Consider the following 21,606-nt stretch of genomic DNA (forward strand, 5'->3'; position numbering starts at 1 on the left):
GAGTAGAGATAATTAAATATCCCAATCCCCACAAGAACAATAAAAATGATAAGGAGGCAACCAAAATGAACTACAACACTAGCAAACCCTATCAAAACTAACGCAAGAGCGACCCACAACATCATCGACCTCTAAAAATACGAGATAAAAATTCCAAAAGCCCACTTCTTTCGCCCTTACAACGAGAGCAGATAAAATCTAGCGGATTTAAGGCATCGCTTTTAGGACGAGCTAAAAATTTCTCCCCACATTTTAAACATTTTTGAAAACTTGGTCTAAGCTTTATCATCAAACAAGCTTCATTTAAAGGGTTTTTCTTCTGAAAAATAAAGATTCATTTGCCTTAAATATTTATTAAGCTTATCATCAACGCTTTTTGGATAAACTCCACTTTCCTTCACTCCCTCCAAAAGAGAAACCATAATGCTATTAAGCCCATTAAACCATATAAAAAGTTCTTTTTCTCTAGGATTAAAATCCTCAAAATTATTTTTTTGAGAAGCCAGATGCATAAACTCATCTTGTAAATAATCCAAGCAATTCATCGACATTGTCACCTTAAACCTTATTCCAAGACTTATAAAATCCTCAGCCTGAAAGACAAAGTTGATAACTTCAAAATGATTCACCCTTAAAAGAAGCTCTTGGATAAAATTAAACCTTCTAGCTTCTTCGGCAGTTCCTAATGTATCATCGCTACTTGTATCACTCGCAAAATATTCATAAAACTTTTTTAGCCCATATCCTGTAGCAACGAGGGCGATACCGCCCACTATAACTTTTTTAAGCATTTTTACTCCTTATCTTTCAAAGTCTCATTAAGCTCTTCATTTGTTTTAGAAAGTTCAGTTTCAACAGAATCTTTTTCAGTTTTCTCTAAATCTTCATTTTCTTCAAAAAACGCATTGAATTTAGCAAAAGCTTCCTTCGTCCTCTCATCTTCCTTAAATTGCTCTTCGCAATCTCCGTCCGCCTTAGAATCTTCGCCTAAAAAAGCTTCCACCTTATCAAAAATCTTTTCCGCTCTATCCTCAAAATCTTCGATTTTATTATAAAAAGAGTCCATCTTATCGCTCACCATTTGCGACACAACATCTTTTGAATTCTCAACCCACCAGCTATTTTCTTCCTTAGTTTTGTCATAATGCTTTTTAAATTTGACTCCAGCATAAGCAAGAACACCTGCTCCTATAATTAAAGGTAACATTTTTTCTCCTTTGACTTAAAATTAATAAGGAGATTATAAAACACACTAACGACAGGTCGTGTCGTAAATAGCAATAAAAAATAAATTAAGACTTATTTTATACTATTTATTATATAATCATCGCATTTTATTTTTGGGATTTATCGATGAAAAAAGTTATAAAAACTCTATTTTTAAGTATTATTTTTTTATTTTATGGTTGTGGGGGGGGGGGTGGCTCGGTAGGCACAGCCTTAAAGCCACCTTCACTTCGCCCTCCCCAAGTAGCACCAACTGCTTTTTCAAAAGCTCATCAACCAACGCAATTTAGCAACGTTCAAACACCACAAACAGATAATTACAACGATGAAAATAAAATTTCTCACATCGGCATAGCTGATGGAGTTTTTGCCACATATGACAAAACTGAGGCTAAAAATATGACGATGACTAATCAAGTCATTGCAAATACCACAGGTGCTGAGGGACACGGCTCAAAAGTAGCTTCCGTAGTCGCTAAATATAATAATACCTCAAAGCTTTTTGGCTATGATGCGGGTAAAGCAGATACCACTAGCCTTAATGTGAGCGAATTAATTTATATTACTCTTGAAAAGCAAGGAACAAAAATTTATAATAATTCTTTTGGCACAGACCCGACTGATGATTTAAATCAAATCAATAGTAATTTTTATAACGATTTAGCTAAAAGAGCAAAAGAGCAAGATAATATCTTCGTATGGGCAGCAGGAAATGAAAACAAAGAAATGGCAAATGACCAATCCTCCCTCCCCGTAAAACACAATGAAGCTAAAAAAGGCTGGATAGCTGTAACAAGTCTTAATCAAAATAATCAATTTGATAACACTTATGCTAATAAAATAGGCGAAAGAGCGAAAAACTGGGGCATAGCTGCACTAGGAGAGCATACTTTTCAACAAGGAAATGGCTCTGGAACCTCCTTTGCCGCTCCGGTGGTAACAGCAGCAGTGGCTAAAGTGTGGGAGCAATATCCGTGGATGGATAATCACTTAGTCGTTCAAACCATACTTAGCACGGCTGATAAAGAAAACTCAAGCGACCCTACCGAAGAACCAAACGCTACCATAGGCTGGGGTAAGCTTAATGTAAATAGAGCCTTAAAAGGACCGGCGCGTTTTGACAAAAAACTTCTTTTAAACGGCGAGAATATGGTGGAGGTTCATTTAGATTACAGAAATTATACTAATCAAAATAAGCTTACTTGGAGTAATGACATCAAAGGCGATGCAGGACTTCATAAAAAAGGCACGGGGACGCTTATTTTAAGCGGAAATAATAGCTACACAGGAGAGACAAAAATAGAAAATGGTGCCTTAAAGCTCACAAATGGGGGCATTACAGGTAATAAAATCAATATCCAAACACAAGGCACACTCACCGCCGCTAACTCAAGCAGTATGATAAAAGCAAAAACCATTGATAATCAAGGCGGAATTTTTGAAATCACAGGCAAAGGCGCTAAAATCGAAAACTATCAGGGAAGCTCACAGGCTAAAATCATCATCGATTTAGCAAGTAAATTAGAAGCCTCGAATAAAATCGATATGAAAGATAGTATCCTCATCACTAACGCAACGCAAACAAATAACATTGTCTCCACATATCAAAACAGCTACCACACGCTTATAAGTGCCAATGAAATCACTAATTTTGACGGCAATTATCAAATCACTTCAGGAAGCAATGCCTTCATCAACATCAAAGAAGCACTTTATAATAATAAAGAATTCAAGGTATCCTACACCAGAAACAGCACCCATAGTGTCGTAAAAGCCCTAAATTACGATGATGAAAGAACCTTAAAAACGGCGGATAATTTTGAAAGGCTTTTAATCAGTTTAGAGGAAAGCAAAGAGGAACAAAGCCCTATTTATGAAGCGTCTTTAAATGTGCTTAATGCTAATGTGAATTCTTTAAATCGCATTATCGACTCGCTCACAGGCGAAATTCACGCGACAAATAATCACTTCCTAGCCAAGCAAAACGAACTCTTAGCCTATAAAACCGCCCAAAGAATCAATTATCTAAGAAGACAAGATAACAGCGGAATTTACGCCCTTGCTTTACATAGTAAATTTGACATTTCAAGCGATGTTTATGCGGGAGGTAATGCTAAACTTAATTCCGTGCTTATAGGGCATGACCATCATATTGATGATTTTATGTTGGGCTTTAATATCCTCGATGCGAAAACAACAGCAAAATTTGACAAAATAGCAGGAGAAAGCGAGATAAAAAATCACTATTTTAATCTTTATGGAAGTTATGAATTTGATGATTTTTATTTAGCGAGTGCTTTGGGATTTGGCTTTGTGAAAAATGAAACTCAAAGACTGATTAACAACGCCCCCTCTCATAGCCAGCACGATGATAAACTTTATAATTTTTACTTAGAAGCGGGGAAGGATTTCTCTCATCATAGTGCGATTTTTACGCCTTTTGTTGCGTTTGCTAATGAAAACATCACAAGGGGAGCTTTTAACGAGGATACCGCACTTGGTTTTGTAGCGGAGGAAAAGAACTATCATTTATATAAATTACTCGGTGGCTTGAGGACTTCTTTAGTTTTTGAACAAATTGAATTTGAGGGAGAGTTACGCCATAGTTTTGCCTTAAATCCTAGTGATTTTGGCTTTGATGCTTCGTGGAAAAACGGCGCTAAGGCTTATATTAAGGGCGCGAAACAAAATAAGCATTTAACTTATGCGAATTTTAGCACAATTTATCATCTTTCTCCACGCTTAAAACTCGACACACAATACGATTTATCCTTAGAAAATCTTAAGCAAAATAAAGTTCATATCTTTAGCTTGGGTTTGCGTTATGCTTACTAATACCCTTACGACAATTTATCGTAAGGGTGTAGATTGATTTAAAAAAAACTAATATAATATCTCATTAATTTATTATGAAAGAAAAAATTATGGAAGCTTTATTTACGACAGAAATTGTTAAATTCAAGGGCGATGAGCGTTTAGTTTGCGAAGATACTTTAGTGCGCGAAATTAAGCTTGAACTTTTTGTCAATGATGAGAAAATCGGTGCTTTAATGGCGACTCCCACAGATGAAAAAGCCTTAGCGGTGGGCTACTTGATGAGCGAAAATATCATTGCTAGCGTAAAGGACATTAAAAGCATAGAACAAGATGATATGAGTGTAAGGATAGAGGCTAAAATCGATGAGGCAAATTTAGCCAAGCTTAATGCTGAGGGCGTTGTCATTAGCGGTTGTGGTAGAGCACACACAGCAAACATTGACCCAGAAGCCATACAAGCGAGTCAAATCAATTCTAAAGCCCAATTTAGCAAAGATCAAATTTTAAAACAAATGAGTGAATTTTATACACAATGCGAACTTTACGAAAAAACAGGCTGTGTGCATACTGCAAAGCTTTTTGTCGATGAAAATACCTTTTTCATCGGCGAGGACATCGCCCAGCATAATACCATAGATAAGGCTTTAGGCAAGGCAAGACTTGCGGGGGTAGATTTGCAAAATTGCTTTTTAATGGTAAGTGGGAGATTAAGCTCTGAAATGGTCGCTAAAGCTGTTATGCATAAAATCCCAGCCCTCGTTTCACGCACTGCACCCACTTGCCTTGGTGTGATGATAGCGAGAAAATTTAATCTTACTCTTTGTGGCTTTGCAAGAGGAGATAAAATCAACATTTACAGCGGAGAAGATAGAATTAATGAGTGAAATTGTAGAATATATGAAAGAACTTTTAAATAGCAATGAAAAATTAGACTGCGGGACCGCTTTTAAAATCGCTAAAAAATTTAATAAAGAAGTCGAGGAAATCGGCAAAATCGCTAATAAAAATGGAATTCGCATTGATAATTGTGAGCTTGGGCAGTTTGGACATTTGGACTTTGAAAAAGGTAAAATCGAAACCTTAAAAGCTCTTGAGCCTTTTTTGGACGAGAGAAAACGCATTTTTTGTCAAGACGCTAGAGAAGTAGCAAAACGGGGCTTTGGACTTAAAAATGTGCGTTCAAGCCTTAAAGCCTATAAAATCGATGTAAAATATTGCAAATTGGGCTGCTTTAAGGAAAAAAAGGGTAAAAAATTTGTCGTTAAAACAAAAACTTGGATAGAAAATGCGGACGGAGACTTGCTCTTTGGCAAGGGTAAAACCGAGCTTTTAGAACTCATCGCACAAACGGGAAGCTTACTTCACGCCTCTAAGCTTATGGGGATCAATTATAAAAAGGCTTGGACACATTTACAAACCTTGCAACTTAATTCTCAAGAAACACTAGTAAGCTCAAGGCAAGGAAGATCGAGCAAATCAGGCACAAAACTCACGCCTAGAGCCTTAGAATTAATGCAAAATTATACGATTTTACAAAAAGACATTGAAGAATACGCCAACAAACGCTTTAAAGAGCTATTTTTCAAAGAAGAGAAAAAATAATTCGCAAAGGAGAACCATTGAAAATCGATTGTCGTAATTTAGACTGCCCAGCACCTGTGATAGAGACAAAAAACGCCTTAGAAAAACTTGAAAATGGCGAAAAATTAGAAATTCTTTTAAATTCTCACATCGCAAAAAATAATGTGATAAAATTTTTAAACTCCTTAAATTTAACTCACACTTGCGAGGAAAGGGGCGAGGAATTTTGCATTACAGTGCAAAAAAGTGCTTGTGAGCTAAATTTCAATGAAGAAATCAACAATACAATTTTATTTTTAAAAAGCACTAAAGTAGGCGATGGGGAGCTTGGGGAGAATTTATTGCTTGGCTTTTTATCGACCTTAAAAAACTTAGAAAATCGTCCCAATAAAATCATTTGCGTCAATGATAGCGTTTTAATCAACACGGACAAAACGCACAAAGCCCACGAAGCTATGCTTGAGCTTGAAAAATTAGGCGTGGAAATTATAAGCTGTGGGGCGTGTTTGGAATTTTTTGATAAAACTAAAGAACTTAAAATAGGTAGCATAGGCAATGCTTATGCGATTTTAAATGAGCTTTTTGGAAAAGCTAAAATCATCACTTTATAAGGCTTAAATGGACTATAAAGATCAAAAATTGACGCATTTTGTCAAAGCGGCAGGCTGAGCAGCGAAACTAGACCCGTGCGGTCTTAAAACAATACTAAACTTTATGCAAACAAGCCCCGCTTTACTAAGTAGTATCGGCAATAACGAAGATGCAAGCGTGTATCAAATAAGCGAAGATTTAGCCCTCGTGCAAACGCTTGATTTCATCACGCCTGTGGTTGATAGTGCATATCACTTTGGTGCGATTGCGGCGGCAAATGCTTTAAGCGACATTTTTGCTATGGGAGCAGAAGTGATAAACGCCCTAAATATCGTAGGCTTTGATAATAAAAATCACAACTTAGAGCTTTTAGGCGAAATTTTAGCCGGGGCAAATGATAAGGTGCAAGAAGCCCGCAGCTTAGTCGTTGGCGGACATACCATAGAAAGTGCGGAAATGTTTTTTGGACTAAGTGTAACAGGCAAGGTGCATCCTAAACAATTCATCGCTAATAACACGGCTCAAATAGGTGATATTATCATTTTAACCAAGCCTTTAGGTGTGGGGATTTTAAGCACGGCTTTAAAGGGAGGACTTTTAGAAAATTCGCATTTAAATTCTATGCTTGAAAATATGCTTACTCTTAATCTAAAAGCAAGTCGCTTGGCTGTGAAATTTAAAGCTAGTGCGATGAGTGATGTAACGGGCTTTGGACTTTTAGGACATTTAAAAGAAATGCTTAATCCGCAAATTTCCATACGCATTTTTGAAAATTCTTTGCCTTTATTGCGAGGTGTAAGGGGGTATTTTGAGATGGGCTTGATTCCGGCTGGAGCTTACCAAAACTATGAATTTATAAAAAAAAGCTATCCGCATTTGCAAGAAAATGCTCTTTTATTTTGCAGTCCTGAAACTTCTGGCGGACTTTTAATCGCTGTGAGCAAAAAAAATGGCGACACTCTACTTAAAACCCTACAAGATGAGGGTATAAACGCTGCTATTATCGCCCTTTGCGAAAGTAAAGGACAAAAAGAGCTTGAGCTTATTTAAATTCACGCTTTAATATCTACACTTTTTTTAGTTTTAGAAAGCATTTTGCTAAATTCTCCTGTTTTTATCATCACAAAACCAAAAAGAAGTTCTAATTCTTCGCTTTTACCAAATTTATTTTCTAATAATTTTTTTAAAAGTTCATTTTTGGCATTGTCATCTTTATAGGTTTCTTTGTTTTGACTTTCGCTTTGTATGGGGGTGAAATTATTTTTTTCAATGGGTTTAACTAATAAATGATTACCCATAGCCATTTCAAAATCTTTTACAAATTCATCGTGCCTTTTTTTAAAATCTAAATATTGAGTTTTAAATTCTTCCAAATTTAAATTTTCGCGTAAGAGCTTGTCGAACTCATCTTTAAAATCTTTAGCTTTATTTACAATAGAATGATCCAAATGAAAATTTATAGCATAAGAAACATAAGTTTGTAATTTACTTCTTTCTCTATCAACTCCCATCCACTCATCAGAAAGTATATTTTTAAAAGAGGATTTTTCTATTTTATTTGGGTCTTTGATTTGATTTTTTTGCATAAAAGCATAAAATTCTCTCATTTCTTTTTCATTTATAGCACTATCAAATCCGTAAGTTTTACCAAAAAGAGTGCTTTTGCCTTCTTTAAATTTGATTGTATTGATATTTATAAAAAGACTAAGCAAAACATCGCTTTTGGTAAAATTATCCTTAAGGGAAACATTAAATTTTTTTTCAATTTGTTCCCTATCAAAATTCTCTCCAAATTTATCAAGGGTTTGCAAATTTTCTTTATAAAAATTACCAAATTCTTTTGCCCAATTAACATAATCATACAAAGCTTCGGTGGTAAGTTCTGCCGTTGTTAAAGTTTTATTGAGGGCTTTTATGAAATTTGCATTAATTTTATAATCTTTTGGAATTTTAGCCGCTTCATTAAAATCACTCGTAAAAAAGCCCCCTTTATCCACGCCATAGCCTAAAATTTTATCCACCGCTTGAGTTTTATCGCTGGGTAAGTCGGTTGCTCTTATGTTTTTTAAATTAACTCCATCTTGAGAATTTAAATTGGTAAAATTAACGCTTAAATAGGAATTTGTAAAATTTATCATTATTTTGCTCCTAATATCCTTTTATAATGTTATTAAAATTAATTTATATAACATTTGTATTATATCCTCCCATTGCACTTTCAATTTGAGATTTATATTTTTGATCCATTTCTTTGATAATCATATTATATTTTAATAATCTACTAGAAGTTGTAGTATCAAATTTATAATATTGCCCGTTTGTATCCATTACGCCAACTTGATATGAAAAAAGAATATAGGGTTGTCCCAAATGAGTTCTTTTAATCTGTCTTTTTGCTATCAATGTGGGAGAAAAAATATAAGATTGATTTGTGATGTCAAGATAATCTATAAGTCTTCTTTCGCTAGGATTTGAGCAGTTTGCTACATTAAGTCCGCATAAACCTTTTTTGGCATTTGGATCTTTAAAAATATAGTTTTTAATATAATCAACCTCTCCCGGATGAAAATTTGCTACAAGATAAAATTCGGAAGTAAGATTTAATTTATCTTGATTAAATTTAGTGTTTAATATATAATACCCACCCCTAACCTCTTTCATCTCATCAAGGCTAAGAATTTTTACTCCTACGCTGTTATCACTCACCGCACCATTACTTAATTTGGCAAGAAGATCATTTGCAAAAGCAAAATTTGCTAGTAAAGCACTTAAAGCTATGATGCTCAATAATCTTTTAAACATTTTAACCCCCTTTTTATTTAAGATATATTTAGGCTTATTCTATCATTTAAAAAAATTGAAGTCAAATTCGTAATTTATTTTATTTGGCAAAGGAAGCTTAAAAGTTTTTAGAGTCTTTTTAGGGGCTATTATCAAAGCATATCCGCCCTTATCATACCTATCCCAAATGCTAAAGAATTGACTTTTTGAGCTTATGTATTCTCCATGACTTGGGTCAAATACTTGCAAATAATCGCCCCTATAATTGATAATCACCACAAAATGCCGTAAGCGAGGGTCATCTTCAATTTTTACAAGCATAGGGACATTGACAAGTTTTTTTAAAATTTCTTTATCGATCTTATAAGCCTTACTTTCATAGCCTAGCTTTTTAACCGCTTCATTTAGATCCGCAAAGCTTACCATATCCGTATAAAGCTCTTTTTCGCTCATCACTTGCAAAAGCTCTAATTCACTTAATTTCTTATCATCGATGAGATTAAGCAAGGTAGCTAAAGAAGCCGCTCCGCAAGATTCTTCGTAATTTTGCCTTACTATTTTTTCGTTTTTAAGCTCTTGGTAAGACTTGACTACAAATTCCGCCCACAACGCTAAGGGTATAAAAAATATAATGATAAATTTCTTTAAAACTTTTTCCATAAACTTAAGCCAAATACACTATCAGGAGCAGCCGAACTACCGCCAAAATTTGCATTAACGGAAACCGCAGTGTCAGCATTGATACTATAAGTAGAACCTAAACTAAAAGTCGGGATAGAACGCACCTCAGAATTTTGATAGCCATTGATTTTTTGTTTCATTTGAAATCTTTGCTCCGCTCCTAAATCTAAAGTGATTTTAGGGCTTAAAACGATAGATAAACATAAATGCTATGTCCATATTCTATTTTAAGGGTTTTAAATTTCCTCGCTTGATTGTATCCAAAGCCGCTATAAATGCTATATACAACAGGATCGCTACAAACTAGCTTGTAAATTTTGCGATTTGAGATAAAAATTTTTAGTATTATTGAGTGCTTTTTCTCTTTGAACGAGTGCTGTTTGAAAGGTGATTTGCGAGATAAAGTCAGCAAAACTTTCCCCAGTATAAATAAAGCCTAACTAAAGATTATCAAATCCTATGCGATTTTTATGAGAGTATTCATTGGTAAAAAAATTTGTATATTCCTGCCCTGCATAGCTTCCTCCACCTGAAATCAGTAGGTCAAATTTAGGATGCAAAGTATCAATGAAAGTTTGCGTTAAAAAAACTTGCTTTGTATCATTCCAAATGGTAGGATCTCCGCCTACAATGATATTAGGATAAAGTGCGTAAGAATTTGCATTACCCGTGCTAAGTAAAGATAGACTTGTAATGCTTCTTAAACCTATTTGTTTCTTAAACAAACTATCGATATTTAATTCATCGCTAGCAAAAAGCCAAGCATTTAAAATCGCCAAAATGAAAATCATTTTTCTCATTATTTGTCCTTTTTAAAATATTACATAAAGGATAATCAAGCAAAGAGTGCTCCAAATTTTTAAATAATGACATTTTATATCTTATAAATTTGACTTCAATTTTTTTAAATGATAAAATAAACACAAATATATCTTAAATAAAAGAAGTTAAAATGTTTCAAAAACTATTTAGCGTTATAGCCTTAAGTGCTTTACTAGCAAATTTTGCTTTTGCAAATGATCTTCTTGCCAAGCTAAGTAATGGTGCGGTGAGTGATAACAGCGTAGGAGTAAAAATTCTTAGCCTTGATGAGATGAAAGAGGTTAGGGGTGGGTATGCCGTAGCAACTATAAGAATTTCCCAAAACGAATTAGCTGCTTTAGCAGTTCCAGATTTTGAAAATGAATTAGGTTGGGAAATAAAAAATGGTCAAATTAATCTTGAACAAACTATGAAAAATGATAGAGGGTTGTGTCAAATGGGCTCTACGCAATGTTATTCTAATAGTGCGACCAAAAAACATTTATGGCAAAGTCAAAAAAGACTACAAGAATTTACCAATGCTTTAGACGGCTCAAATCCTCTTTATACGGCTTTAGGATTTAGCGTAAAAAGAAATGTGGGCTTTAATAGGGCTGGAAAATTTGTCTATTTTTCTTATGGAGCTGTTGCTGTCAATCATTTTGATGGAAGCATACGCAATGTAACTAATAGTGCAACGCTAAACAATAACATAATTATTAATGAATTAAAAAGAAATTATAAAGATCGCTTAGAAAGTGCTTTGGGAGGATTAAGATGACAATAGGGGCTTTAAATCATTTAAATTTGTCAGCTATGATGAAAACAAATAATAAGCAACAGGCTAAATTTATGGACCTTGCAGGCTTACCAAACTTAGGATACGCCAAAAATGGCGAAACAACCATTTTAGGGAAATTATGGGGTTATGATAAAAACATAAGTAAAAAAGAAGTCGAGGATTTAAAAAAATTTATCGAAGTCGATCATAAAATTGGGGGATTTGATTTTGGAGGGAAAGGGCTTTTTATGTTATATGAAAATGAATTTAATGCCTTGTTTAATTCAACGCTAAGTATTAATGAATTTAAAGAAAAATATCTCGAAACTAAAAAGAGATATGAAATTAGACACGGCTATCAAACTCATAACATTGTATCGATAAATATAAGAGCTTAAAGAATTTATGGTCAATAAATTGATTACTAAGGAAGTAATTATGAAAACACTATCAAATATTATCATTTTAAGTGCTTTATTAATAAATTTCAGCTTTGCAAATGATCTTCTTGCCAAATTAAGTAATGGTGCGGTGAGTGATAACAGCGTAGGAGTAAAAATTCTTAGCCTTGATGAGATGAAAGAGGTCAGGGGTGGGTATGCCGCACAAAATAGAATGGCTCCGTTTTTAGTCGGTGGAGGTTATTGGCTTGCAAGACAAGGAGCTATGTGGGGCGTAAGATATGCAGCTTGGGGCGTTTTTAGTGAAAGACATCCTCTTAATTCGGGTGTTGGCTCAAAGGGTTGGCGGTATTGATGCTTGAAAATCTAATAGCACAAATCATAGAGGGCATAGTAGGTTGCAAAGCTCGTAAAATGGGGTTTTTTTGCATAATAGCTGTGATGGCGTTAGCCTTTGTTTTGTGGTTGGTTTTCTCTCATCTTTATGGGTATTTGTGATAAAGTTTGGCACAAAATTTGCTTGTATTTTACAAATTATAAAAAAGGAGAAAAAATGAAAAAGTTACTTTTCATCATAGCCAACTTATTTATAAGCTACAGATATAAAAATCAATTTGATAGGCAATTAGGCGGATTATCAAGATAAAAACCATAAAGCCGATTTGTAACTAAGATAAATCGGCAAGGAGTGAGAGTGTGATAAACACAGCTTATATGAATAACCATCATAAAGGTGGTTATTCTACTCAAAAATTAAAAGATATATCTCAAGCAACAACGCAAAGCTTGGGAATTTCAAAAAATTATAAAATTGATGCGACACAAATGCAAACACTAGTTAAAAATCTTTCTCAAAATAAACATTTCGACACTATCGATTTTACCAAAACGCTAGAAAACGCCTATAAAGTGTTTTCTAATTTAATGCAATTTTCTAAAAATGAACTTCCGCTAGGTTTTGAAATGGATAAAAATAGTTTTGAAATTTTGAAAATTTATGACAAGGCACAAGATTTAGAAAATAATTTTTTAAGCGATGTTAATTCTTATCAAGGAAATAAAGTAATTATAAATTTGAAAGATTTAAACTCAAAGGATAAATCTTTTATGAATTTTGCAAGAGTAATTCTTAATCAATTTGGTGGCGGTTATCTCATTGAGGGACAAAGCAATATAGGCGGTAAGTTAATGGGATTTGATAAAAATATGGATAAAAATCAAATCCAAGATTTAAATGACTTTATAAAAAATAATTCTTTTATAGCTAACGGCTCAATGGAAAAACTTATGGAAGCACTCGATTTGTTTAGTAGCAATTTAAGCATAGAAGAATTTAAACAAAAATGGTTAAATTTAACAATAAATTTAGAGCCAAGCAATAAAACCATAGAGCAAATTGCAAGAGAAGATCTTAAGGCTAAAGAGGAGCAAAAACCCCGAGCCCCCATACAAGGCGAAAGTCAAAACAAAGAAACTTATAAAGATGACAATGCCAAAAACGAACTTTTAAAAAAATTATTAGAAAATAAATTTGGTAAAAGCGAAGAATTAGAACTTCTTTTTGGTTTTGTGATGATAAAACAGGAGAATTTGGCAAAATTCTTTCTAAAAACACTCCAAAAAGTGTGGATATAAAGGCGTGAAGATTAAAGGTTCTTAAATGCTAAGAAAATTAAGCTGATTTGTATAATAAAAATATTTTTCCAAAACCAAAAGCGAGATTAAATCCTCGCGTTTTTTATCAAAAAACTGCGCGACATATTGATGAGCATTATAAATAATATCCTGTGCAAAAGTGGGATGCAAAAGGCAAAATTCAAGCCTTTCTTCTAAGTCTTCATAATCATCTCTAATTTGTAAATAATGGACATTTGGCTCTAAACTTCCCTCCATAAACCAAGTTTCAAATTTAGGCTTTGGCATAATGGCTAGGGAATTTGAACTCATCACCCATTTAAGATTACTCGCTACATCGTTACCCTCTAAGGCTAAAAGAAATTTATAAGGCAAATGTTTAGCGATGCTTATCCTAGCTTTTTGCCAAGCGTGGTGGAGGCTTTTACTTCCTACATGTCCTAAGTCGCATAGGGGATGGTTAAAGTATTTTTGAAAAAATTCAATTCTATGTTTTTGATAAATCGCCCCACGGTAAAAAAGCTTATCTTGCTTTTGGCTAAATTTATAGGGGTCTTTGATGAAGACAAAATGGCGATTTTTATCTAGTTTTAAAAGCGTGTTACCCCCCCCCCCCCCACTTTCAACAGGACGAGATTTTGTCAAAGATGGCTTAGTGCAAATATAAGAAACATCACCAAATTCAAAATGTGCTTTGAAATCTTGCGGAAAATAACGCAAATATTCATAAGAGTCAAATTTATAACCAACGCCCTTTCTAGCAAATCTCACACTAGCAATGCTTTTTGCGTCTTTATCAAGGGTGATTTTGCTGTTTATTTGACAATAATAATCCACTCTTTTTTTAATCATATCCACATCACTTCGCTCCTGCAAAGCACGCAAAATATTCTCACGCCTTGCGAGTAAAAAACGCGGACTCATCATACGCGTAATACCCTTAATATTATAGGCTAAATGGCTAAGTCTAGTTGCTAGACGGCTATTTCTCATCACTCTCACTCTCTTTAAATATTTTAAAATACTAACACGCTTATATAAACATCAAATAAATGTTACTAAAATATACAAAATCATCAAATTTTAAACACAAAACACAAAATAAAAAAATACAAATTTAATCTTTAATTGTATCATTTAGAAAAATTTCACAAAAGGATTTTACAAAATGATACAAAAATCCATCGCTTTGGCAGAAGAACTACAAAGCAAAATTGAGCAAAATCTCTCCGCTAGTGAGAGACAATTTCACGCTAAAATGCAAAAGCTTCTTAATAATCCCAAAAATAAAGTAATGCTAATCGAGCTACTTGACCGCTCTTTTCGTTGTAAAGATAAAAAAGCGAGTTTTGAGCTTATAGAACACACGCTTAATAAATTTGGCATAGCGGACTTTTTCTCTGCCTTTGAGAAATTCTTGCTTTTTAGCTTTTTAAACTTTGGTAGGCTTGTTCCAAAATTGAGCGTGCCATTTTTTGTTTCGCATTTAAGAAACGATACGAAAGCTATGGTTTTAGACGCTAACGAAAGCTTTTTAGCCCCCCACATCGCCAAACGCAAAAGCGAAAATAATATCACGCTTAATGTTAATCTCATCGGTGAAGAGGTTTTAGGAGAGGCAGAGAGTAAATACCGTATGCAAAAATATGAAGAAGCCCTAAAATCAAGCTATATCACTTATATTTCTATCAAAATTACCACGATTTTTTCTCAAATCAATATCATTGATTTTGACTATTCTAAAGAGGAGGTCGTCAAAAGACTTGATAAACTCTATGCCCTAGCCTTAGAAGAGCAAAACAGACAAGGCGTGAGTAAATTTATCAATTTAGATATGGAGGAATTTAGAGACTTAGAGCTAACCGTGGCTGCCTTTATGGAGAGTGTGGCGAAATTTGATATTAAAGCGGGGATTGTTTTACAAGCTTATATCCCTGATTCTTATGAATATCTTAAAAAGCTCTTAGCCTTTTCAAAAGAAAGGGTTTTAAAGGGTATGCAGCCCATTAAAATCCGCTTTGTAAAAGGTGCAAATATGGAGAGTGAAGAAACGATTGCTAGTCAAAGAGGCTGGGAGCTACCGACTTTCTCGCGTAAAATCGACACCGATAGCAATTATAATAAAATGCTAGATCTTGTATTAGAAGATGAAAATTACAAATATATCAATGTTGGTATTGCAAGTCATAATATTTTTGAAATCGCTTATGCTTACACACGCATTAACGAAGCTGGGGCAGGTGAGAGCTTTACCTTTGAAATGCTTGAGGGCATGAGTTTGCAATGCTCTTATGAGCTTTCACAAATGCACGATTTAATTCTCTATGCACCTGTATGTGATGCAGCACACTTTAATAATGCCATTGCATATCTTGTGCGCCGTCTTGATGAAAATACAAGCGAAGATAATTTTATGCGTTATTTTTTCAATCTTAAAGTTGGCTCTAAAGAATGGGAAGAGCAAAAAAGCTTATTTTTAAATGCCCTTGAAGGCATTAAAACCCTTGATAATTCCACACATAGAAAGCAGGATAGAACTAAAACGCAAAATGTCCCAAGCTCTTACACGACAAAAACTTTTACTAATGAAAGCGACACAGACTTCATACTCTCACAAAATCGCTTATGGGCGCAAAATATTAAAGCAAAATACGAAAATTTAAGCGATTATGATGTCTATCCTGTTGCTGGAGAGCTTGACTTCACACAAGCGGATTTAAACACTTTAGAAGTTAAAGACAAAATCGCCCATCGCACCATAGGCACAGCGTATTTAGCAGGAGAAAATGAGCTAAAAGCAGCTTTAGAAGTGGCGAAAAACTCAAACTTTACGCAAAAAAGTAGCGATGAGATTTATGGCGTTTTAGCCAAAGTCGCCAAGCTTATGCGTGAGAGAAGGGGGGATTTGATAGGGCTTGCAGCATTAGAGACAGGCAAGACTTTTTTAGAAATTGATCCGGAAGTAAGCGAAGCGATTGATTTTATAGAGTTTTATCCCCACTCTTTAGCAACGCTACAAAGCCAAAATCCAAACACCACCTTTAAGCCAAAGGGTATAGGCGTTACCATTGCGCCGTGGAATTTCCCTGTGGGTATTTCTGTAGGCACCATAGCTGCTCCTTTAGCTGCTGGTAATGTCGTGCTTTATAAGCCATCATCGCTTTCTATGCTGACAGGCTATAAGCTTTGTGAGTGCTTTTGGGATGCGGGCATTCCAAGAGATGCGCTTATTTTCTTACCAGCAAAGGGCAGTGATATATCGAAATATATTTTAAGCGATGAAGCGGTGAAATTTTCCATACTTACAGGCGGTGAAGAAACTGCTTATGCAATGCTAAAAGCAAATCCTACCCTACTTTTAAGTGCAGAAACTGGGGGCAAAAATGCGACCATAGTCTCTAAATTTGCCGATAGAGATAGCGCGGTGAAAAACATTATCCACTCTGCATTTTCAAATTCTGGGCAAAAATGCTCCGCCACTTCTTTACTTGTGCTTGAAGATGAAGTGTATGAAGATGAAGAATTTAAAAAAGCCCTTGTAGATGCGGCACAATCTCTAGCAGTAGGTAGCCCCTTTGTGCTAAAAAATAAATTAGGTGCTTTGTGTGATAAACCTAGCGAGAAACTGACAAAAGCTATCAATGAGCTAGAAGCTGGGGAAGAGTGGGCGTTAAAACCAACATTTATAAATGATAACGCTCACTTAATGACTCCGGGCATAAAATATGGCGTTAAAAAAGGTGCTTTCACACATATGAACGAGCTTTTCGCACCGCTTTTGAGCGTAATGAGGGCTAAAGATTTAAAAGAAGCGATTGAAATTGTCAATTCCACAGGATACGGACTTACAGCGGGATTTGAAAGCTTAGATGAAAGAGAGTGGGAGTATTTCCACACTCACATTGAAGCAGGGAACATTTATATCAACAAGCCCACAACTGGGGCTATCGTGCTAAGACAGCCTTTTGGCGGGGTGAAAAAGTCTGCCATAGGCTTTGGGAGAAAGGTAGGGATTTATAACTACATCACGCAATTTATGGATATAGAAGCAAAAACTGATACAAATTTACTTGATACTCCCTTAGCAAGTGCATTAGAAAAATTAAGCAAAGCAAGTGATGAAGGCACACAAGCTACCCTAGCAAATGCCGCCCTTATGGCACAATCTTATGCTTATCATCATAAGCACGAATTTAGCGTAGCAAAAGATTATGTCAATATCCGCGGAGAAGATAATCTTTTTTCTTACACGCGGATTAAAAACCTAGCCTTTAGGGTGTGTGAGCAAGATAGCTTGCAAGATATTCTAGGCGTTATCATAGGGTGTCATACGCTAGGGCTAAGTCCTCTTGTAAGCTATGATAGCGTACAAAGCTCCATCATCAAAGAGCTTAAGAAAATCTGCAAGGCGGTAGATTTGGGAGCGGATTTTGTAGAAGAAAATGAGGAGCAATTTATCGCTAAAATTTCTAAATTTGAACGCATTCGTTATCACGCTAAAGCGGATAAAAATAGCCCTCTCTATCAAGCTACTGCTAAAGAGGCTAAGATTATTATCCGTGATAAGCCGCTATTAAATGGGCGTTTTGAGCTTTTGTTCTACCATAATGAAAAGGCTTTAAGCGTGTCTTATCATCGCTATGGAAACTTAGGCATTCGTGCTTTAAAAAATTCACAATAAGGAGAAACAATGGAAGTTGTCAAAATTAACACAGAAATTGCCATTACTTTTATCGCCTACTCGGCTTTAATGCTATTTATCGGCTTTTATTTTTACAGGAAAAACAAAAGCACAGAAGACTACTTTCTAGGTGGGAGGTCGCTTGGTCCTGTGGTGTCAGCTCTAAGTGCTGGGGCTAGTGATATGAGTGGTTGGCTTTTGATGGGTTTGCCCGGAGCTTTGTATGTGAGCGGTTTTGTAGAAAGCTATATCGCCATAGGTCTTAGCATAGGGGCGTTTTTAAATTGGGTTTTTGTCGCTAAAAGACTTAGAATTTATACAAGCGTGATTGCTAATAGCATTACAATCCCTGATTATTTTGAAACGCGTTTTGATGATGATAAGCACATTTTACGCATTGTTTGTGCGATTGTGATTTTGGTGTTTTTTACTTTTTATGTTTCTTCTGGGCTTGTAGGTGGGGCGAAACTTTTTGAAAGCACCTTTGGGATTGATTATACTTATGCCCTTACCACAGGGACTATTATCATCGTGCTTTATACCTTTTTAGGCGGCTATAAAGCTGTGTGCTGGACGGATATGATCCAAGGACTTTTGATGATGAGTGCTTTAATTATCGTGCCTTTAGTAATGCTTTCAAATTTAGGTGGTTATGAAGCTGCTATAAGCATCGTCCAAGAAATCAAGCCTCAAAATTTATCTATGGGTGAGGGCGTATCGGCTCTTGCGATTATTTCAGCTCTTGCGTGGGGGCTAGGGTATTTTGGACAGCCGCATATTTTGGTGCGTTTTATGTCTATACGCTCGACTAAAGAGATTCCAACTGCTACTTTTGTGGGGATTTCTTGGATGGTGATTTCACTCATTGGGGCGTGCTTTATAGGAATTTTAGGCATTGCCTATGTGCATAAATTTAATCTTACCTTACAAGACCCTGAAAAAATTTTTATCGTAATGAGTCAGCTGCTTTTCAATCCTTGGATCGCTGGGATTTTGCTTAGTGCGATTTTAGCGGCGATTATGAGCACGGCTAGTTCGCAACTTCTTGTTTCAAGCTCGACTTTGGCAGAAGATTTTTATCGCCGTATTTTCAAACAAGATGCAAGTTCGCAAATAGTGATGAGACTAGGTAGAATAGGCGTTTTACTTGTAGCCCTTATCGCTTTTCTTATTTCAACAGATAAAAATTCAAGTGTCTTAAGCATAGTCGCTTATGCGTGGGCTGGCTTTGGTGCTAGCTTTGGCTCTGTAATGCTCTTTTCGCTCTTTTGGAGTAAAATGACGCGTATGGGTGCGATCGCAGGTATGGTTACAGGTGCTGTTGTAGTTGTGGCTTGGAAAAATTATTTGGCAGGGGCTTTAAATTTCCCAATCTATGAAATCGTGCCCGGCTTTGTGTGTGCTAGTCTTGTCATTATCATCGTAAGCTTAATGACTAAGGTGCGTCCGGGCACTCAAAAAGCCTATGAAACGATGCTTAAAAATCTTTAACGGGGCTTAAAGCCCCCTTCCCTTTTTTTTAAATAATTCAAATTTAAAGGCTTTTAGTGATACTTTGTGAAGAAAATTGCGAATTTTTACAAGACATAGCCAATACTTTAAGTCCTAAAGATGTCGAGCTTATCTTCGTAGAAAATGAAGAGATGAGAGAGTTAAATTTAAAACATAGAAATAAAAACAAAAGCACAGATGTATTGTCCTTTCCCCTGCAAGCTATAAATGAAGCTCTTCCGCTTGGTAGCATAGTCATTAACAAAACTCTAGCACAAGAAAAAGCTAAGGAATTTCATCATAGCTTAAAAGATGAAATTTCCCTACTTTTTATCCACGCTATGCTTCATCTACTAGGCTTTGACCACGAAAAAGACAAGGGCGAAATGCGTCAAAAAGAAGAAGAATTAATCCACCTTTTTAAACTTCCACAAAGTCTTATTGTAAGGACGGAGGCTCTTTAAGGCGTAAGAATATAGGAAAACGCGGCAAATTATTTTTAGTATATCCGCTAAATTTATAGGTGATAATGGCATTTATTTGCGGAGGATTTGCCCTATCTTTGTTTTTTAAGCCTGAGCCAATTTTGATAATTTTACCATTTGGCATTTGACAAAGTAGAGCCCCCACCATACCTTCAAATTTGCCCCTTCCTTGCGTATATCCTACGACTTTACACTCTGCATCTTCATAAGGCTTAAGTTTTAGGGCATTATTGGTGCGTCCTTTCTCATAAGGAGCATTATTTTTTCTAATCACAAGCCCCTCTCCACCTTCTTTTAGCACCTTTTGATAAAATTGCTCTAAATGTTCTTGACTTTGAATTTCAAAATGAGGGATAATTTTAATGTAAGAATTTGAATATTTTTCTAAATATTTTTCTAAAATACTTAACCTATTTTTGAGAGAGCAGGGATTAAGCTTAAATTCTTCACAGGCATTTGGCACATCAAAAACATTATAAGTAACATCTCTCCAAAGAGTGTTTTTCTCATCATCTTTACGCAGCAAAGCAGAAAGAGTATCGAAAGAATTTTTACCCAAATAAAGCTCTCCATCAAGCACAAAAGAAGGAAAATTTGCCCTAAAAAATTCAGGGCTTTTTATGGGATAATTTTTTCGACTCTTAAAGCCTTTTCCATCCCAAATTCCCCGCACTCCATCAAGCTTTTCGCTCATTAAATACTCGCTCAAATTTGCATCTTTAAAAGCTTTTTGATCAAATTTATTGAGTAATAATAATTCATCGGCTAAGACAAAATTAATCAACAAAATAAAAATAAAAAATCTACAAAATAAAGATTGTATAGCCACTCGCATCTTTTTCTATCTTATAATTATACTTGCCATCTAAATATAAAACCAAGCGATAATAACCCTTATGAGAACCGAAATCTAGCCTTTTAAAAAAGGAATTTTTTATCCTCACAGCCTTGCTAGGGCTGATGACATTTGACTTAAAGTCCATTACGATTTTGCTAGGATTACCTATGGAAAAATCGGACACAAGCTCGTCATTTGTATTAAGACGAATTTTATTTTTATAGACACTATAAGTTAAAAGCTTATCTATGCTTCCACTTTGAATTGGAAGTTCCACATCGATAGAAAGATTTGAGTCTGCATTACCCTTACTAGGTATTGTTACAGAAACATCTAGGATTTTAGATGGTTCAGGGCTTTTAGAACGCATTATAGTATAAGTATCGTGCCAATCTATGCTTTTATTCACATCTAGCACGAGAGTTTCTTCTGTGCCGTCTAAATTGATATAATTAAAACTAACACTTTTTAAAATTCTCGCATTAGAATTAAATTTCACATCACTTCTCGTAAAAGATGAAGGGGTAATGATACTAACATTTTGCTCACCGCTAAAAGGATTATCATTTGCATAAGCAAAACTAAAAATCAAGAAAAATAAAATCCACCTATTTTTTTTCATCAGGGTCAAGTCCTTGTAATTCAAAATATTCTTTTTGCGCTTTAGCATTTTGCTCTTTAAGAAGTAAAATTTGTCTATTTAACTCTCTTTTCATTGATTCTAAAGAAAGCATAGTATCTAAAGAATACTGCCCAAAGAACATATTGCCAAAATAAATCGCCCCCACAATCACAATTAAAGAAAGAAAGCACAT

Annotated in this window: 23 protein-coding genes and 1 pseudogene; 13 read left to right on the plus strand and 11 right to left on the minus strand. The window is 35.1% G+C overall.

The window, feature by feature from the left end; genetic code table 11:
* Positions 1-121: 121 nt before the first annotated feature.
* Genes NYG92_RS01555 through NYG92_RS01565 form a run of 3 tightly spaced genes read right to left on the minus strand, consistent with a single transcriptional unit; the run spans position 122 to position 1,207 of the window.
* Positions 122-289 carry a hypothetical protein gene (locus NYG92_RS01555; RefSeq protein ID WP_289233317.1) on the minus strand — a complete coding sequence of 56 codons (168 nt, stop codon included), beginning with the start codon at positions 287-289 and terminating at the stop codon, positions 122-124.
* 10 nt (positions 290-299) lie between these two features.
* Entirely contained in the window at positions 300-791 is a 492-nt protein-coding gene (locus NYG92_RS01560) for a hypothetical protein (RefSeq protein ID WP_289233318.1), read from the minus strand.
* A gap of 2 nt (positions 792-793) precedes the next feature.
* Positions 794-1,207 (minus strand): hypothetical protein, encoded by a 414-nt coding sequence (locus NYG92_RS01565; RefSeq protein ID WP_027304549.1) that lies wholly within the window; start codon positions 1,205-1,207, stop codon positions 794-796.
* A 146-nt stretch (positions 1,208-1,353) separates the two neighbouring features.
* Between NYG92_RS01565 and NYG92_RS01570 the strand changes: the two genes are divergently transcribed.
* The 5 genes from NYG92_RS01570 (at position 1,354) to selD (ending at position 7,266) form a co-directional block, all read left to right on the plus strand.
* Positions 1,354-4,062, plus strand: coding sequence for a S8 family serine peptidase (locus tag NYG92_RS01570; RefSeq protein WP_289233319.1), 2,709 nt, complete (start codon positions 1,354-1,356; stop codon positions 4,060-4,062).
* A gap of 89 nt (positions 4,063-4,151) precedes the next feature.
* Positions 4,152-4,928, plus strand: coding sequence for a formate dehydrogenase accessory sulfurtransferase FdhD (gene fdhD, locus NYG92_RS01575; protein WP_270982328.1), 777 nt, complete (start codon positions 4,152-4,154; stop codon positions 4,926-4,928).
* Positions 4,921-5,646, plus strand: a complete 726-nt coding sequence (locus NYG92_RS01580) for a winged helix-turn-helix domain-containing protein (RefSeq protein ID WP_257415687.1) — start codon at positions 4,921-4,923, stop codon at positions 5,644-5,646. Before fdhD ends, NYG92_RS01580 begins: the two co-directional genes overlap by 8 nt.
* A gap of 17 nt (positions 5,647-5,663) precedes the next feature.
* Positions 5,664-6,236 (plus strand): sulfurtransferase-like selenium metabolism protein YedF, encoded by a 573-nt coding sequence (gene yedF, locus NYG92_RS01585; RefSeq protein WP_270968471.1) that lies wholly within the window; start codon positions 5,664-5,666, stop codon positions 6,234-6,236.
* A gap of 7 nt (positions 6,237-6,243) precedes the next feature.
* Complete coding sequence (gene selD, locus NYG92_RS01590) at positions 6,244-7,266, plus strand: selenide, water dikinase SelD (protein ID WP_289233320.1); 1,023 nt, start codon at positions 6,244-6,246, stop codon at positions 7,264-7,266.
* 2 nt (positions 7,267-7,268) lie between these two features.
* Here the strand turns inward: selD and NYG92_RS01595 are convergent, their stop codons facing one another.
* From NYG92_RS01595 to NYG92_RS01610, 4 genes and pseudogenes are all read right to left on the minus strand, one after another.
* Positions 7,269-8,354 carry a Cj0814-related protein gene (locus NYG92_RS01595; RefSeq protein ID WP_289233321.1) on the minus strand — a complete coding sequence of 362 codons (1,086 nt, stop codon included), beginning with the start codon at positions 8,352-8,354 and terminating at the stop codon, positions 7,269-7,271.
* Positions 8,355-8,397: 43 nt separating this feature from the next.
* On the minus strand, positions 8,398-9,018 hold the full coding sequence (locus NYG92_RS01600; RefSeq protein WP_289233322.1) for a bacteriocin: 621 nt from the start codon (positions 9,016-9,018) through the stop codon (positions 8,398-8,400).
* 42 nt (positions 9,019-9,060) lie between these two features.
* Complete coding sequence (locus tag NYG92_RS01605; protein ID WP_289233323.1) at positions 9,061-9,657, minus strand: C39 family peptidase; 597 nt, start codon at positions 9,655-9,657, stop codon at positions 9,061-9,063.
* A pseudogene (locus NYG92_RS01610) lies at positions 9,642-10,478 on the minus strand (hypothetical protein). Before NYG92_RS01610 ends, NYG92_RS01605 begins: the two are co-directional and overlap by 16 nt.
* Positions 10,479-10,630: 152 nt before the next feature.
* Between NYG92_RS01610 and NYG92_RS01615 the strand changes: the two are divergent.
* From NYG92_RS01615 to NYG92_RS01635, 5 genes are all read left to right on the plus strand, one after another.
* Complete coding sequence (locus tag NYG92_RS01615; RefSeq protein ID WP_289233324.1) at positions 10,631-11,260, plus strand: hypothetical protein; 630 nt, start codon at positions 10,631-10,633, stop codon at positions 11,258-11,260.
* Positions 11,257-11,658 carry a Cj0814-related protein gene (locus NYG92_RS01620; protein ID WP_289233325.1) on the plus strand — a complete coding sequence of 134 codons (402 nt, stop codon included), beginning with the start codon at positions 11,257-11,259 and terminating at the stop codon, positions 11,656-11,658. The genes NYG92_RS01615 and NYG92_RS01620 overlap by 4 nt, the downstream gene beginning before the upstream one ends.
* A gap of 40 nt (positions 11,659-11,698) precedes the next feature.
* A complete protein-coding gene (locus NYG92_RS01625) occupies positions 11,699-12,016 on the plus strand; it encodes a hypothetical protein (RefSeq protein ID WP_289233326.1) in 318 nt (105 codons plus the stop codon).
* Positions 12,016-12,159 carry a hypothetical protein gene (locus NYG92_RS01630; protein ID WP_002788974.1) on the plus strand — a complete coding sequence of 48 codons (144 nt, stop codon included), beginning with the start codon at positions 12,016-12,018 and terminating at the stop codon, positions 12,157-12,159. The genes NYG92_RS01625 and NYG92_RS01630 overlap by 1 nt, the downstream gene beginning before the upstream one ends.
* A gap of 198 nt (positions 12,160-12,357) precedes the next feature.
* On the plus strand, positions 12,358-13,296 hold the full coding sequence (locus tag NYG92_RS01635) for a Cj0814-related protein (protein WP_289233327.1): 939 nt from the start codon (positions 12,358-12,360) through the stop codon (positions 13,294-13,296).
* A gap of 21 nt (positions 13,297-13,317) precedes the next feature.
* Here the strand turns inward: NYG92_RS01635 and NYG92_RS01640 are convergent, their stop codons facing one another.
* The gene (locus tag NYG92_RS01640) at positions 13,318-14,289 is read right to left on the minus strand and encodes a glycosyl transferase family 90 (protein WP_289233411.1); all 972 of its coding nucleotides are present in this window, start codon (positions 14,287-14,289) and stop codon (positions 13,318-13,320) included.
* Between the two features lie 175 nt (positions 14,290-14,464).
* Between NYG92_RS01640 and NYG92_RS01645 the strand changes: the two genes are divergently transcribed.
* The 3 genes from NYG92_RS01645 to ybeY are packed head-to-tail and all read left to right on the plus strand — an operon-like array spanning position 14,465 to position 19,932.
* Entirely contained in the window at positions 14,465-17,977 is a 3,513-nt protein-coding gene (locus tag NYG92_RS01645) for a proline dehydrogenase family protein (RefSeq protein ID WP_289233328.1), read from the plus strand.
* 9 nt (positions 17,978-17,986) lie between these two features.
* The gene (gene putP, locus NYG92_RS01650; RefSeq protein ID WP_289233329.1) at positions 17,987-19,468 is read left to right on the plus strand and encodes a sodium/proline symporter PutP; all 1,482 of its coding nucleotides are present in this window, start codon (positions 17,987-17,989) and stop codon (positions 19,466-19,468) included.
* A gap of 56 nt (positions 19,469-19,524) precedes the next feature.
* A complete protein-coding gene (gene ybeY / locus NYG92_RS01655) occupies positions 19,525-19,932 on the plus strand; it encodes an rRNA maturation RNase YbeY (protein WP_027304235.1) in 408 nt (135 codons plus the stop codon).
* Here the strand turns inward: ybeY and NYG92_RS01660 are convergent.
* The 3 genes from NYG92_RS01660 to NYG92_RS01670 are packed head-to-tail and all read right to left on the minus strand — an operon-like array spanning position 19,907 to position 21,606.
* The gene (locus NYG92_RS01660) at positions 19,907-20,788 is read right to left on the minus strand and encodes a DNA ligase (RefSeq protein WP_289233330.1); all 882 of its coding nucleotides are present in this window, start codon (positions 20,786-20,788) and stop codon (positions 19,907-19,909) included. The two genes, ybeY and NYG92_RS01660, sit on opposite strands and share 26 nt — an antisense overlap.
* Positions 20,757-21,413: a glycoprotein CgpA gene (gene cgpA, locus NYG92_RS01665; RefSeq protein ID WP_289233331.1), complete on the minus strand. Its 657-nt coding sequence runs from the start codon at positions 21,411-21,413 to the stop codon at positions 20,757-20,759. The genes NYG92_RS01660 and cgpA overlap by 32 nt, the downstream gene beginning before the upstream one ends.
* Complete coding sequence (locus NYG92_RS01670; RefSeq protein WP_004277997.1) at positions 21,400-21,606, minus strand: hypothetical protein; 207 nt, start codon at positions 21,604-21,606, stop codon at positions 21,400-21,402. Before NYG92_RS01670 ends, cgpA begins: the two co-directional genes overlap by 14 nt.

The sequence above is a fragment of the Campylobacter felis genome (assembly GCF_030250085.1).
Classification (GTDB): domain Bacteria; phylum Campylobacterota; class Campylobacteria; order Campylobacterales; family Campylobacteraceae; genus Campylobacter_D; species Campylobacter_D upsaliensis.

Excerpts from the sequence above, each read along its gene's own strand:
- NYG92_RS01600 (WP_289233322.1), bottom strand. The coding sequence starts at position 9,018 with ATGTTTAAAAGATTATTGAGCATCATAGCTTTAAGTGCTTTACTAGCA.
- NYG92_RS01580 (WP_257415687.1), top strand. The coding sequence starts at position 4,921 with ATGAGTGAAATTGTAGAATATATGAAAGAACTTTTAAATAGCAATGAA.
- NYG92_RS01565 (WP_027304549.1), bottom strand. The coding sequence starts at position 1,207 with ATGTTACCTTTAATTATAGGAGCAGGTGTTCTTGCTTATGCTGGAGTC.
- NYG92_RS01660 (WP_289233330.1), bottom strand. The coding sequence starts at position 20,788 with ATGCGAGTGGCTATACAATCTTTATTTTGTAGATTTTTTATTTTTATT.
- NYG92_RS01645 (WP_289233328.1), top strand. The coding sequence starts at position 14,465 with ATGATACAAAAATCCATCGCTTTGGCAGAAGAACTACAAAGCAAAATT.
- putP (WP_289233329.1), top strand. The coding sequence starts at position 17,987 with ATGGAAGTTGTCAAAATTAACACAGAAATTGCCATTACTTTTATCGCC.
- fdhD (WP_270982328.1), top strand. The coding sequence starts at position 4,152 with ATGGAAGCTTTATTTACGACAGAAATTGTTAAATTCAAGGGCGATGAG.
- cgpA (WP_289233331.1), bottom strand. The coding sequence starts at position 21,413 with ATGAAAAAAAATAGGTGGATTTTATTTTTCTTGATTTTTAGTTTTGCT.
- NYG92_RS01605 (WP_289233323.1), bottom strand. The coding sequence starts at position 9,657 with ATGGAAAAAGTTTTAAAGAAATTTATCATTATATTTTTTATACCCTTA.
- NYG92_RS01570 (WP_289233319.1), top strand. The coding sequence starts at position 1,354 with ATGAAAAAAGTTATAAAAACTCTATTTTTAAGTATTATTTTTTTATTT.
- NYG92_RS01595 (WP_289233321.1), bottom strand. The coding sequence starts at position 8,354 with ATGATAAATTTTACAAATTCCTATTTAAGCGTTAATTTTACCAATTTA.
- NYG92_RS01670 (WP_004277997.1), bottom strand. The coding sequence starts at position 21,606 with ATGTGCTTTCTTTCTTTAATTGTGATTGTGGGGGCGATTTATTTTGGC.
- NYG92_RS01555 (WP_289233317.1), bottom strand. The coding sequence starts at position 289 with ATGATAAAGCTTAGACCAAGTTTTCAAAAATGTTTAAAATGTGGGGAG.
- NYG92_RS01640 (WP_289233411.1), bottom strand. The coding sequence starts at position 14,289 with ATGAGAAATAGCCGTCTAGCAACTAGACTTAGCCATTTAGCCTATAAT.
- NYG92_RS01615 (WP_289233324.1), top strand. The coding sequence starts at position 10,631 with ATGTTTCAAAAACTATTTAGCGTTATAGCCTTAAGTGCTTTACTAGCA.
- NYG92_RS01620 (WP_289233325.1), top strand. The coding sequence starts at position 11,257 with ATGACAATAGGGGCTTTAAATCATTTAAATTTGTCAGCTATGATGAAA.
- NYG92_RS01630 (WP_002788974.1), top strand. The coding sequence starts at position 12,016 with ATGCTTGAAAATCTAATAGCACAAATCATAGAGGGCATAGTAGGTTGC.
- NYG92_RS01625 (WP_289233326.1), top strand. The coding sequence starts at position 11,699 with ATGAAAACACTATCAAATATTATCATTTTAAGTGCTTTATTAATAAAT.
- NYG92_RS01560 (WP_289233318.1), bottom strand. The coding sequence starts at position 791 with ATGCTTAAAAAAGTTATAGTGGGCGGTATCGCCCTCGTTGCTACAGGA.